This is a genomic window from Candidatus Nanosynbacter sp. TM7-075, from assembly GCF_022828255.1.
GTDB lineage: Bacteria > Patescibacteriota > Saccharimonadia > Saccharimonadales > Saccharimonadaceae > Nanosynbacter.
In genome coordinates, this window is the sequence record NZ_JAJQJW010000002.1 from 378,033 (window position 1) to 390,443 (window position 12,411).

The following is a 12,411-nucleotide window of genomic DNA, read 5'->3' on the forward strand; positions in this document are numbered from 1 at the left end:
ACTATGGGGCGCGTTCGTAGTACAGTTACGAAAATAAATCAGCGGCTTAATGTGAAATTGGCTGCTACGATTCTGGCGGGCTCGACGTTGTTGTCGAGCTTGCTGGGGTTTTTTCGTGATCGTTTACTCAACTCCGCCTACATGCCGAGCGAAAATGGAGCATTGGCGGGATACCCGGTTGGACTAGACGCTTATACGGCAGCTTTTATGGTGCCAGATTTTATGTTTGCAGTGCTGGTTTCTGGTGCGCTTAGTGTGACGTTCATTCCAGTTTTTAATGAGCGCTGGGTCAAGGGCAATAAGCAGTCGGCTTGGCAAATTAGCTCGAGCATGATTAATTTTATGGCGCTTATAACTATGGCAGCGTCGGTGCTGATTATTATTTTCGCTGATCCATTGATGAAGTATTTAATCGCACCTGGTCTGAGTGAATCTGGTCATGCTTTGGCGGTTAGTATGATGCAGGTGATCGCGGTTAATCCGTTTATTTTTGCGGTTGCAGCGGTAATTGCTAGTATCCAGCAAGCGGTTGGGCGATTTATGTTCTGTGCGCTGGCGCCAATGCTGTATAACGTCGGTATTATTATCGGTACGGTGTGGTTTACCGGCGGTGTCAATTTATTCGGCTGGCAGATTTTTGACGGCGGCATTATGGGTGTGGCGTTGGGTGTGGTTTTGGGATCATTTTTACAATTGATCGTCAGCGCAGTCGGTTTGGCTGGGCTTGGTTTTGATTACAATTTCAAAATTTATTGGCGGAATAAGGGATTTAGGAAAGTTTTATCTCTATTGCCGGCGCGTTCTGTTGATCAAGGAATGGATTATGTGGTTAGCTTGGTCGAGGTCAATTTGGCTTCGCGCTTGGCTGACGGAACGGTTAGGGCGTACCAGCAGGCTTTGACCCTCCATATGATGCCGATCAATCTTATTGGCGTGGCGATTTCAAATGCCGCTTTTCCTCAATTGACTGAGCATTTGGGTGAAGGTCGAAATGACCTATTTCAAAAAGACCTGCGTTCCCTGCTGAGAATTATTTTTTGGATGGCTCTTCCGGTGTCGGTGGTGATTTTCTTTACCAGGGGATACGTCGTGCATTTTATTCGCAATGGTGGCAATCAACTGATCGCGGGAATTTTGGGCTGTTTGGTCGTGGCGATTTTATTCCGAACCATTTACCACATGGCCGCACGAGCATTTTACGCCCGCCAAGATACGAAAACTCCGCTATACATTTCAATTTTCTCGATTACTTTAAATATAATTTTAGCAATTGTTCTATCAATGGTCTTGAAAATGGGCGCGTATGGATTGGCTTGGGCTCAATCAACGGTGGCGGTTTTGGAGGTGGTTGTTCTTTTGGCGGTTATGAATCGTCAAATGCCAAAATTATTTGACATGACGTTTGTGCGGGCGATTTTTAAGATGATACTCGCTGGAATTGTTACGGGTGTGGTTTGTTATATTGCCGTGCTAATTATGCCGTTTCGTTATCATGACGATAGTTTCTTTAGCGCTTTTCCGAAATTTGTTATCATTTCATTGGTTAGTTTTGGCACGTATGCCGCGGCTTCAAAGTGGCTAAAATTGCCAGAAATTGACCCGATTCTTGCACGATTGAAAAAAGTGTTATTTGGACGATTGGAGTTTAAGGGCTAATGGAAAATATTCGGAATTTTTGTATTATTGCTCACATTGATCACGGCAAGTCTACGCTGGCTGATCGAATGATGGAGATGACTGGGACGGTAGAAAAGCGTGAAATGAAATCGCAGCTGCTGGACTCAATGGATTTGGAACGGGAAAAAGGCATTACTATTAAGCTGGCGCCGGTGCGAATGCGATATAAAAATGTCGATCTGAATTTGATTGACACTCCGGGGCACGTTGACTTTAGTTATGAAGTTTCGCGTAGTTTGCAGGCTTGCGAGGGCGCGATATTGGTGGTTGATGCTAGCCAAGGAATTCAGGCGCAAACATTGTCGAATGTTTATCTGGCGATGGAGCAGGATTTGACAATTATTCCGGTCCTGAATAAAGTTGATTTGCCGGCCGCTGATATACCGCGCGTATCCAGGCAAGTCATTAATTTGTTGGGCTGCGATGAGAACGAGATTATTCATATTTCTGCTAAAACTGGTCAAAATGTAGATAAGGTTTTGGATGCGGTTGTTGGCAAAATTCCGGCGCCAACTGGCGAGGCTAATGATCCGACTAGGGCGTTGATTTTTGATAGCTATTATGACGATTATCGTGGCGTGATTTTATACGTGCGGGTGGTTGATGGGCGAATTAAAAAGGGCGAATCTATCCGAATGATGGCGACTGGCGCAAATGGACTAGCTCTGGAAGTTGGTCATCTTAACCCAGCCATGCAGCCCGACCCTTCGCTTGAAACTGGCGAAATTGGCTATATTGTGACAAACCTGAAGACGACACGCGAGGCGCGGGTTGGCGATACGGTAACACTGGGGAGATATTTTAATTAAGATTAAAAAGGGAAACCACGAATCTACAAACAATAAGCTTAACTGAATTTTTTTGGCGTTGGTTCGTAGTATTGACGCGTATGATTGCTGAAATCAGTTTCCTTACCAGATTTGGCATAGCATTTATTCGACAAAACTCATTAAGTCTCTTAATAAAGAAATCAAACGTCAAACGAAATAGAAGGTTCTTTTTCCTAACGAGGAGGCTCTGGAACGTTACTTAGTTACTTTGTTTGAAGACTCTACTAGAGTGTTTACACAAAATTATTGACAGCATCTTTTCCTTTATAATATAATAAAACCTCATGAGGTATTATATGTCTAAACAAAAAATTAATCGCTTTGTCGGATCTATTGGAGCTTTTATTGGGATCCTTGTCTTTATTGCATATATTCCACAAATTATCGCTAACCTACAAGGAGAAAAAGCTCAACCATTCCAACCACTATTCGCAGCAGTTTCTTGTTTAATTTGGGTAATCTATGGTTGGACAAAAGAACCTAAAAAAGACTGGATCCTCATCATTCCCAATGCAGCGGGAGTGATATTAGGCGGTTTAACTTTTATTACTTCTTTATAAAAGTTATATAAACAAAACCAGCAACTTCATAAAAAAAGTTGCTGGTAGAGATTTTGGACTATCACAGGAAAAAATATTTAACCAAAGTGATATATTGTTTGATAAATCAGAGTATAATAGTAATTAAAAATAGGATTGGATAGCGAGCAGATTCTTGCTTCCTGCTATGTTTATATTCCATCAAGTGTAAGTTAATTAAGATTAAAGAAGGAAAAACCATGAATCCACAAACAATAAGCTTAACTGAATTACAAAAACACCTCGATCAAACTTGTAAGGAGAAAGGTTGGGATAAAAATTCTGTCACTGAAGTATTCTTATTGTTAGCCGAGGAAGTTGGCGAGCTGGCGAAGGCGATTCGCAAAGAGACAGGATTTAAGGGAGAAAAAAGACCTGATAACCACGACAATCTGCGCGAGGAGTTCGCGGATGTGCTGAACTATTTGATGGAATTGGCGAATCGGTTTGACGTCAATTTGGCGGAAGTGTATTTTGAGAAGCACAAGATCAACCAGACGCGACAGTGGAAATAGTATATACTGTATTGAAAAGCGCAGATGTAATAAAATGCACGAAATAGGTATTGATATATCTGTTGTTGGCAATTATGAGCAATTTCAAAAACTTTACAGAGAAGATTAGATGTCGTGTAATTCCAGTAACACGCGACCGCCGTGTGTGGTTGGATGAGAAAATTGTTGACGATGATTCGTGTAGTATTTTTATGAATGGACGATCATACGAAATCGGTGAGGAATACGATGACTTTTTGTGTGTTACGGTTGACAGTTTTGCCGAGCTAGCAGACGCTATTCTCCGCGAGTTGTATGCGCGCGGATTTTCATCGTCAGACTATAAACTGATCAACGAAAATTATGTTCATCTAGATTATAGCTTTTTGAGCGATGACATGCCTTGGGTCGCTTGGCGTAATGTTGATGCAATAGTTAAGGGCGATATTACTGACGAGAAGGACTATCGTCGCGACAAAGCTAAACGCGGTCGGTGGATGAGTTACGTTGAACTGGTTCAGGTTATTGGCAAGAATCAAGCTCATAAGATTTTTGAGCAGTTATAGGTTAGACCTCAGTGTGTAAGGAATAATTTGCTGAGAATAAGTAGGCATGCAAGGAGCGATTTACTGTGCATTTATACAAGAACGCTGAACTGATATAATAATACATAGTTATGACTGAAAAAATTACCGTCCAGCCGCTTCCAGGTTATAAAGAAGTTAAGCCGTTTGTTTATGCGGGGTTTTTCCCGGTGTCCAATGAAGACTACAATGACCTGAAAGAGGCAATTGAAAAGTTGAGCCTGAGCGATTCGGCGCTGCAATTCGAGCCGGAGAATTCGCCGGTTTTGGGCTATGGTGTGCGAATTGGATTTTTGGGATTGCTGCACATGGACATTATTCGCGAGCGACTAGAACGTGAGTATAATTTGGATTTGATTGTTACAAATCCGAGTACTGATTATCAAGTTAGTTTGACGAATGGTGAGGAGTTGGATATTAAATCCGCTAGTGAATTGCCCGATCCAGCGCAAATAAAAGAGATTCGCGAGCCGTGGATTGACGGTGAAATTGTTGTGCCACAGGATTACATCGGTGCGGTGATTCAGTTGATCGTGAGCAAGCGTGGTCGCCAGAAAAACCTGAGTTACATTGACGAACGGGCGCTGATTTCATTTGCGGCGCCACTCGCGAATTTATTGACGGATTTTTATGACCAATTGAAATCTATTACCAGCGGATACGGTTCGTTTAATTATGAGTTGGCAGATTATCAAGTGGAAGATTTGGTGCGCGTCGATTTTTATGTGGCGGGCGAAATGGTTGATTCGCTGAGCGTGATGTGTCATCGGTCGGAATCGCAGCATTTGGGACGTGAGATTGTTAAGAAACTGAAGGAAGTCGTGCCGCGTCAGAGTTTTGAGGTTTCATTACAGGCGGCAATTGGCGGTAAATTTATTGCTAGGGAAAATATCGGCGCTTACCGAAAAGATGTTACGGGCTATCTTTACGGCGGCGACGTCAGTCGTAAAAAGAAGCTTCTAGCAAAGCAAGCGCGTGGTAAAAAACGAATGAAACGCTTTGGTAAAGTCGACATACCGAGCGAAGCGTTTATGGTGATGCTGAAAAGGGATTAACTATGAAAAAACCTATTGTTTATATTGATATGGATGGCGTTTTGGCGGATTTCAAATCTGCTTTAACGAAGATATCGCCTGAGTTGACCGATGAGTTTGTCGGCCAGCACGATAATATTCCAGGAATTTTTTCTTTGATGGATCCAGTGCCTGGAGCTATCGAGGCGGTTTACGCCCTGAAAGACAAATACGATTTATATATTTTATCTTCTTCTCCGTGGGAAAATCCGACGGCTTTGGGTGATAAGTTGGCGTGGGTGAAAAAGTATTTTGGCGGCGAAGGTTCGGATAATGTTTTCTTCCGTAAGGTTATTTTTTCGTCAGCAAAGAATTTGAGTCGAGGCGATATTTTGATTGACGATCGGACGGCGAATGGTGCAGGCGAGTTTTCTGGTCGGCTTATTCGTTTTGGAAGTTCTGAATTTCCTAATTGGCAATCTGTACTTGATGAGTTATTATAGGTAAATATTATGCCAAGTATTGAAGATCTTATTACAAATTATCAGCCGACTGAATCGACAATTGAGTTGGTCAAAAGTACGAAAATTGCGCTGCTTGCGGGAATTTCTGGTGCAGGCAAAGACACGATAAAAAAACAATTGCTGAAGTCGCCCGAGTTTCGCGATATTGTTTCTCACACTACGCGCGCTCCACGCACGAATAACGGGTGTGCCGAACAAGATGGAATTGACTATCATTTTATTGATTCGCAAACTGCCGAAAACATGCTACAAAATAATGAATTCATTGAGGCAAAGTTTGTTCACGGTACGGTTTATGGGACGTCGGTGGCTGAGTTAAAATTAGCGCATGATCAGAACCGTGTGGCAATAACTGACATTGACGTTCAGGGCGTGGAGGAATATGAGCGACTGGCGCCAGATAGCATTGCAATTTTCATTGTGCCGCCAAATAGTCGAACTTGGATTGAGCGATTAAAAAAGCGTTACGCAACCGAAGAAGATTTTCAAGCGGAGTGGCCGAAGCGTCATGCCTCGGCGATAAAAGAGCTGGCTTACGCGCTTGAAGTTCCGTATTATCACGTGATTATCAATGACGATTTGGAGCGAGCAATCCGAGTGACTGAGGAAATTATTTTGCGCGGCGACGTGTTTAAGCGTCAGGATGACGAGGCGCGTTTGGTAGCTCGAAATCTCCTCAATGATATAATTAATCTATGAGTTCAGTAAAAACTCCAAAAAAAATAGCAGCCAGGCAAGATCGCTCCTCGAAGACCTTGACTACATTGTTAGACCAATCCTTCTTTATCTTTGCAGGTTTGGCGTCGTTTTGGTTAGCGTGGTTGGTACTTAGAGAAGGTTGGGCGACGGGCGGCTGGTGGCTAGTTGGCTTGTTCTTTGTTGTGTGGATAATTGTGGCGTATTTGGCGTTGCCTAGACTTCATCGAATTTTGAGTAATATGTACGTGCCGAACTATTTTATTGGCAGGACGCGAACGGCAGACGGAGTATTAAGTGACCCTGTAAATTTGAGCGTGCGCGGTTCGGAAGAAAAGCTCCATAAGGCAATGACTGAGGCTGGTTGGGTTTTGGCGGATGATGTAACTCCAAGGTCGGCTTGGAAAATGGTGCTTACGGTGCTGAGCGGTCGTAGTTATCCAAATGCACCAGTGTCGCCAGCGTTTTTGTTTGGTAGGCGGCAAGACTTTGCCTATCAGCAGGAAGTTGACGGCAATCCAAGGCGTCGTCATCACGTTAGGTTTTGGCGATGTCCAAATGGCTGGCTTCTTCCTGGCGGTCATCGAGTTGATTGGTTGGCGGCTGGTACGTACGATAAGAGTATTGGCTTTTCTTTATTTACTTTTCAGTTCACACATAAGATTGACGAGAATATTGATATTGAACGAGATTATATTATTGAGTCGGTTAAAAGTAACAATAAAAATATTAGAGTGACGATATTAAAGGATTTTTCAACGGGCTATCATTCGCGCAACGGTCTTGGAGATTCCATTCGCACCGATGGCGATTTACCGATTTTGGAAGTCAGTTGGATAAAGGCTGAAGATAATGTCGCGACTTCAACGCGGCTCGGAGTGATTATGGACGGCACAATTTATGATCGTCATCCGCGAAATCACGAAACTTTATTGGAAGAGCTTTGGGGTCGCCGACCACCGCAGATTTTAATTGGCGGCGGACTAATGATTCTGGCGTCGTTATTCACAATCGGGCAAATGTTGGTGGACTTTTCTAGCTGGCCGACGACTTTGGTGCAAGTTGCGAATATTGACGGAATTGATATAAATGCCGCGAATACCATGTTGTCAATGATGGCTGGCTTTAATGTTCTGCTGGTCGTAGCGGAAATCGTGCTAGTTGGGTTGCTGCTTCGAGGAAGTAGTCGGGCGCGAATCTCACTACTTTCTGTGGCGACATTAGCTATTGTCACCGAATCTTTATCCGTGACAATTGGGCGAATTAATGCGTCGATTATGTTGCTTTTGATCTCAATTGGTGTGCATATTATGATCATGATGTTGTTTTCTTCAGATGCAGCGCGCTACTTTACGGAAAGACGATAAGGCTTGGCACTCTGCTTGTATGAGTGCTAGATTTGCGATATAATTGGACTATGACCGAACGTCAACAAGCAATCCTTGTCGCTATTATTGAGCAATACGCCGAAATTGCGGCGCCAGTTGGTAGTGTAACGCTAGCCAAACTGTTTGGCGTGAGTAGCGCCACGATTCGCAGCGAAATGGCAAAACTTGAGGAGATGGGATTTATTGAGGCGCCCCACACGAGTGCGGGCAGAATTCCGACAGATAAGGGATATCGTTTTTACGTCAATGGAATCACGGCGGCGCAAATGACGGAATTGCCGAGCGGTATTGATAGTAGCACGAAGGCAATTGAGGCGCATGTCAATTCAAATGTTGATACTTCAGACAAAGCGATTCGTCGAGCAGTTGATGGTTTGGTGGAAATGACTGGCAATTTTGGTTTTGCGTCATTTGGTTCGAGTTTGTATATGAACGGAATGACTCAGTTATTCAGTCAGCCAGAGTTTGACGATGGCGATCATGTTCAGGCGGTTGCTAAATTGATTGACAATATCGAACCGTGGCTGCGTGAAGCGGCACCGGACGAACCGCTAAATGTGTTTATTGGTAGCGAAAACCCAATCGGTAAAAGTAGTGGAGCTACGTTGATTATAAGTAAATTTAAGTCATCGTCTGGCGGTGATAATTACATCGGTGTGATTGGTCCGACGCGACAAAATTATCGTCGAACTATGGAACTGGTGCGTCGTACGGGCGCGATGCTAGAGGAGGTATTGTAATGGCTGAATGGATTGGTGGACTATTAAGTGGTTTGCCGGCATGGCTGATTGTAATAATTTCAATAATAATATTTATTATTGGAGCGATTTGTATTTTAGCCTTTGAGTCTGTTACGGCTGGTGTTGATCCGGTCTTGCCATTTAAAAGGAGGAAAAAATGACGAAGAATAAAAAAGCTGAATATTTAGAGAAAGAAGTTGCCGAGCTGACGTCGGATTTGCAGCGAACTCGAGCGGATTTTGAGAATTATCGTAAGCGCGTGGAGACAGAAAAGCAATCAGCACACGAGTTGGGTCAAACTAAGTCGGTGATGAAATTATTGCCAGTTATTGATACAATTGAGCGAGCTGTCGCCAACGTCCCAGAGGAACTCCAAGATAATGCGTGGGTTAAGGGCGTGGCTGGTCTGGGTAAGCAGCTTGACAAGCAGTTAAAGGAGATTGGTTTGGAGAAAATTGACGCCAAACCCGGAACTTTATTTAATCCTGAATTTCATCAGGCTGTTCAATTTGACGAATCAACGGATGGTGACAAGGAAGTTATTGCCGAGGAGCTTCGCGCCGGCTATACTTTGAACGGTTCGGTTATTCGCGACGCAATGGTAAAAGTTGCCCGTCAGTAATTTAATTAAGAAAAAAACTACGTTTAGCACTCTTGACACGAGAGTGCTAATTATTTATACTGAGATAGTTGGCACTCGCCACGAAAGAGTGCTAGAATGAATATAAGATATAGACCAGATGTGATCATAATAGAAAGGGGAATCATATGGGTAAAATTATTGGTATAGACCTCGGTACAACCAACAGCGCATTTGCGTATATGTTAGCTGGAAAACCAGAGGTAATTTCTAATGCCGAAGGTAATCGTACTACGCCATCTGTAGTTGCGGTTAATAAAAAGGGTGAACGACTCGTCGGTCAAGTTGCTCAGCGTCAGCGTGTAACAAACCCAAAAAACACGATTTACGGCGTTAAGCGTTTGATTGGTCGTAAGTTTGACGACAAGGAAGTGCAAAAAGACTTGGATATCATGCCGTACAAGATTGTTAAAAAGGGTACTGGCGTGGCAGTCGAGATGGGTGATAAGGAATATACACCAGAAGAAGTTTCGGCAATGATTCTTAGTAAAATCAAGGCTGACGCCGAGGCTTTCTTGGGTGAAAAAGTAACGGAAGCAGTGATTACGGTGCCAGCGTACTTTGACGATTCACAGCGCCAAGCAACTAAGGATGCTGGTAAAATTGCTGGATTGGAAGTTAAGCGTATTATCAACGAACCAACAGCTGCAGCTTTGGCGTACGGTCTGGAGAAGGGTAAGAACGACGAAACTATCGTAGTGTTCGACCTTGGTGGTGGTACGTTTGACGTGTCGGTGCTGGAACTAGGCGACGGGGTGTTTGAAGTTAAAGCAACCAATGGTGATACACACCTTGGCGGTGAAGATTTCGACAACGCTATTGTCAACTACTTCTTGGACGACTTCAAATCAAAGGAAGGAATTGATCTTCGTAAGGATAATGCAGCAATGCAACGTCTGAAGGATGAGGCTGAAAAGGCGAAGAAAGAATTGTCGACGGTTACTGAGTATGAAGTCAACATTCCATTTATTACCGCCGATGCTGATGGTCCAAAACACTTTGAGATGAGCTTGAGTCGCGCTAAGTTGGAAGATTTGGTTAAGGATTTATTGGATCGCTTGGACGGTCCAGTAGAAAAGGCTTTGAAGGATGCTAAGCTTTCTAAGTCCGACATTAATAATGTAGTTATGGTTGGTGGAATGACTCGTATGCCAGCTGTGGTCGAGCGTGTAAAGAATTTCTTTGGAAAAGATCCAATGCAAGGCGTGAACCCAGATGAGGTTGTGGCTGTTGGTGCCGCAATTCAAGGTGGCGTCTTGGCTGGCGATGTTAAGGACGTGTTGCTTCTGGACGTGACTCCGCTTTCTCTTGGAATTGAGACGATGGGCGGTGTATCGACGAAGTTGATTGACCGAAATACGACGATTCCAACAAGCAAGAGTGAAGTTTTCTCGACAGCTGCGGATAACCAGCCTCAGGTGGAAATTCACGTTCTTCAAGGTGAGCGCGAGTTTGCTAATGACAATAAGAGCCTGGGTCGTTTTGTGCTTGACGGTATTGCGCCAGCGCCACGCGGCGTGCCTCAAATTGAAGTGACCTTTAACATTGACGCCAATGGTATTCTTAACGTTACAGCCAAAGACAAGGGAACAGGCAAAGAGCAATCGATCACCATCCAAAACTCTGGCAATATGAGCAAGGAAGATATTGAGAAGGCACAAAAAGAAGCCGAACTTCACGCGGACGAAGACAAGAAAAAACGCGAAGCTGTCGATACGAAGAATCAGCTTGAAAACGCTATTTATCAGGCAAAGAAGATGCCGGACGAATTCAATGATAAGATTTCTGACGACGACAAGCAAGCGATTGAAAAGGCCGTCGAAGAGGCTGAAAAGCACAAAGATTCTGAAGATAAGGATGAATTGGACGCTGCAATTAAAGCCTTGAACGACGCGATTATGCCAATCGGGGCTAAGATGTATCAACAATCAGCCGACGATAAAAAAGCTGACGAAGCTGGCGACAAAAAGTCTGATAAAGACGAGCCAGTCGAAGGTGAAATTGTCGACGAAAAATAAACCTAACGTATTTACGAAGAAGGCTGCTCTATAAAAAGAGTGGCCTTTTTTGGACTTAGCACTCTTGCACTGAGAGTGCTAAACGCGTATAATATGTAAGGTATGAGCAAGCGTGATTATTATGAAATATTGGGCGTTCCAAAGACCGCTTCTGAAGATGAGGTAAAAAAGGCTTTTCGTAAATTAGCAATTAAATATCATCCTGACAAACAGGGTGGCGACGAAGCTAAATTTAAGGAAATTAATGAGGCTTATGAAGTTCTGAAAGACAAACAGAAGCGACAGCGTTATGATCAATTTGGTCACGCTGGCGTTGGTGGCGCGTCTGGTGGCGGTTTTTCTGGTAATCCGTTTGAGGGGTTCGGTGGATTCGGCGGTCAAAACGTTCACTTTGATTTTGGTGACGGTGGACTAGGTGATATTTTTAGCCAATTCTTCGGTGGCGCAGCTGGCGGCTCTGGGAATGGTCGTTCGCGTGGGCGTGATGTTGAAACTAGTGTAACATTAAGTTTTGAGGACGCGGTATTTGGTGTAGAAAAGAAAATTAGTTTAATGCTGGATGTTGAATGTGAGCATTGCCATGGCGATGGCGCTGAGCCTGGATTTGGAATGAAGACGTGTCCAACTTGTAAGGGCGCGGGTCAGCAAACTCGAACGATGAATTCTCTGTTTGGGCAAATTCAGCAGGCGGTTGTTTGTGAAACTTGTCACGGTAAGGGAAAAGTTCCTGAAAAAGAATGTTCAGTTTGTCGAGGAAAAGGCACGACCCGACAGAATCAGGATATCACTATTAAAATTCCGGCAGGGATTGATGATGGCGCGACAATTCGTCTGCGCGATCGTGGCGAAGCAGTTGCTGGTGGTAGTAGGGGTGATTTGTATGTCCACATTCGTGTTAAGGCGCATAAAAAATTCACTCGTGAGGGTAATATTATTCTTAGCGAAGAACATATCTCTATGGTTGATGCGGCACTGGGAACGGAGATTGACGTGGAGACTGTGGACGGCGTAATAACGATGAAAATCCCAGCAGGCACTCAGAGCGGCACCGACTTCAAGTTGTCAGGTCATGGCGTGCCGCACTTACATAGTGAATCTCGTGGTCCGCATATTGTGGGTGTTATTGTTGATACGCCAACCAAATTGACCAAAAAGCAGAAGGAACTTTTGGAACAATTTAAGGGCGCGAAAAAACGAGGACTGTTTTCTTAGTATATTTGTCGAGAAAA

At 43.8% G+C, this 12,411-nt stretch carries 13 protein-coding genes and 2 pseudogenes; all 15 read left to right on the plus strand.

Features of this window, described 5'->3' with window-relative positions:
• The first annotated feature begins 3 nt into the window (after nt 1-3).
• Complete coding sequence (gene murJ / locus LRM42_RS03515; RefSeq protein ID WP_243816768.1) at nt 4-1,656, plus strand: murein biosynthesis integral membrane protein MurJ; 1,653 nt, start codon at nt 4-6, stop codon at nt 1,654-1,656.
• A pseudogene (locus tag LRM42_RS03520) lies at nt 1,656-2,465 on the plus strand (GTP-binding protein); the annotation flags it as partial. The gene murJ and the pseudogene LRM42_RS03520, both read left to right, overlap by 1 nt.
• 115 nt (nt 2,466-2,580) lie before the next feature.
• Nucleotides 2,581-2,757, plus strand: a pseudogene (locus LRM42_RS03525) (transposase); the annotation flags it as partial.
• 46 nt (nt 2,758-2,803) lie between these two features.
• Entirely contained in the window at nt 2,804-3,067 is a 264-nt protein-coding gene (locus tag LRM42_RS03530) for a SemiSWEET family transporter (RefSeq protein WP_061582780.1), read from the plus strand.
• 218 nt (nt 3,068-3,285) lie between these two features.
• Nucleotides 3,286-3,600 (plus strand): dUTP diphosphatase, encoded by a 315-nt coding sequence (locus tag LRM42_RS03535; protein ID WP_243813177.1) that lies wholly within the window; start codon nt 3,286-3,288, stop codon nt 3,598-3,600.
• Between the two features lie 74 nt (nt 3,601-3,674).
• Nucleotides 3,675-4,145 carry a hypothetical protein gene (locus tag LRM42_RS03540; protein ID WP_243816770.1) on the plus strand — a complete coding sequence of 157 codons (471 nt, stop codon included), beginning with the start codon at nt 3,675-3,677 and terminating at the stop codon, nt 4,143-4,145.
• A gap of 110 nt (nt 4,146-4,255) precedes the next feature.
• Complete coding sequence (locus LRM42_RS03545) at nt 4,256-5,218, plus strand: elongation factor 4 family protein (RefSeq protein WP_129744684.1); 963 nt, start codon at nt 4,256-4,258, stop codon at nt 5,216-5,218.
• Between the two features lie 2 nt (nt 5,219-5,220).
• Entirely contained in the window at nt 5,221-5,679 is a 459-nt protein-coding gene (locus LRM42_RS03550) for a 5' nucleotidase, NT5C type (protein ID WP_243816771.1), read from the plus strand.
• A gap of 9 nt (nt 5,680-5,688) precedes the next feature.
• Nucleotides 5,689-6,399 (plus strand): guanylate kinase, encoded by a 711-nt coding sequence (locus tag LRM42_RS03555; protein ID WP_243816772.1) that lies wholly within the window; start codon nt 5,689-5,691, stop codon nt 6,397-6,399.
• Nucleotides 6,396-7,763: an LssY C-terminal domain-containing protein gene (locus LRM42_RS03560; RefSeq protein WP_243816773.1), complete on the plus strand. Its 1,368-nt coding sequence runs from the start codon at nt 6,396-6,398 to the stop codon at nt 7,761-7,763. The genes LRM42_RS03555 and LRM42_RS03560 overlap by 4 nt, the downstream gene beginning before the upstream one ends.
• A 50-nt stretch (nt 7,764-7,813) precedes the next feature.
• Nucleotides 7,814-8,524, plus strand: a complete 711-nt coding sequence (locus LRM42_RS03565) for a hypothetical protein (RefSeq protein WP_243816774.1) — start codon at nt 7,814-7,816, stop codon at nt 8,522-8,524.
• Entirely contained in the window at nt 8,524-8,685 is a 162-nt protein-coding gene (locus tag LRM42_RS03570) for a hypothetical protein (protein WP_165000104.1), read from the plus strand. Before LRM42_RS03565 ends, LRM42_RS03570 begins: the two co-directional genes overlap by 1 nt.
• Nucleotides 8,682-9,146, plus strand: a complete 465-nt coding sequence (locus LRM42_RS03575; protein WP_243816775.1) for a nucleotide exchange factor GrpE — start codon at nt 8,682-8,684, stop codon at nt 9,144-9,146. The genes LRM42_RS03570 and LRM42_RS03575 overlap by 4 nt, the downstream gene beginning before the upstream one ends.
• A gap of 146 nt (nt 9,147-9,292) precedes the next feature.
• Nucleotides 9,293-11,182, plus strand: coding sequence for a molecular chaperone DnaK (dnaK, locus tag LRM42_RS03580; protein WP_243816776.1), 1,890 nt, complete (start codon nt 9,293-9,295; stop codon nt 11,180-11,182).
• A gap of 102 nt (nt 11,183-11,284) precedes the next feature.
• Nucleotides 11,285-12,394: a molecular chaperone DnaJ gene (gene dnaJ / locus LRM42_RS03585; RefSeq protein WP_243816777.1), complete on the plus strand. Its 1,110-nt coding sequence runs from the start codon at nt 11,285-11,287 to the stop codon at nt 12,392-12,394.
• Nucleotides 12,395-12,411 lie beyond the last annotated feature (17 nt).

Coding starts and splice junctions, on each gene's coding strand:
- murJ (WP_243816768.1), top strand. CDS start 4: ATGGGGCGCGTTCGTAGTACAGTTACGAAAATAAATCAGCGGCTTAAT.
- LRM42_RS03530 (WP_061582780.1), top strand. CDS start 2,804: ATGTCTAAACAAAAAATTAATCGCTTTGTCGGATCTATTGGAGCTTTT.
- LRM42_RS03535 (WP_243813177.1), top strand. CDS start 3,286: ATGAATCCACAAACAATAAGCTTAACTGAATTACAAAAACACCTCGAT.
- LRM42_RS03540 (WP_243816770.1), top strand. CDS start 3,675: ATGAGCAATTTCAAAAACTTTACAGAGAAGATTAGATGTCGTGTAATT.
- LRM42_RS03545 (WP_129744684.1), top strand. CDS start 4,256: ATGACTGAAAAAATTACCGTCCAGCCGCTTCCAGGTTATAAAGAAGTT.
- LRM42_RS03550 (WP_243816771.1), top strand. CDS start 5,221: ATGAAAAAACCTATTGTTTATATTGATATGGATGGCGTTTTGGCGGAT.
- LRM42_RS03555 (WP_243816772.1), top strand. CDS start 5,689: ATGCCAAGTATTGAAGATCTTATTACAAATTATCAGCCGACTGAATCG.
- LRM42_RS03560 (WP_243816773.1), top strand. CDS start 6,396: ATGAGTTCAGTAAAAACTCCAAAAAAAATAGCAGCCAGGCAAGATCGC.
- LRM42_RS03565 (WP_243816774.1), top strand. CDS start 7,814: ATGACCGAACGTCAACAAGCAATCCTTGTCGCTATTATTGAGCAATAC.
- LRM42_RS03570 (WP_165000104.1), top strand. CDS start 8,524: ATGGCTGAATGGATTGGTGGACTATTAAGTGGTTTGCCGGCATGGCTG.
- LRM42_RS03575 (WP_243816775.1), top strand. CDS start 8,682: ATGACGAAGAATAAAAAAGCTGAATATTTAGAGAAAGAAGTTGCCGAG.
- dnaK (WP_243816776.1), top strand. CDS start 9,293: ATGGGTAAAATTATTGGTATAGACCTCGGTACAACCAACAGCGCATTT.
- dnaJ (WP_243816777.1), top strand. CDS start 11,285: ATGAGCAAGCGTGATTATTATGAAATATTGGGCGTTCCAAAGACCGCT.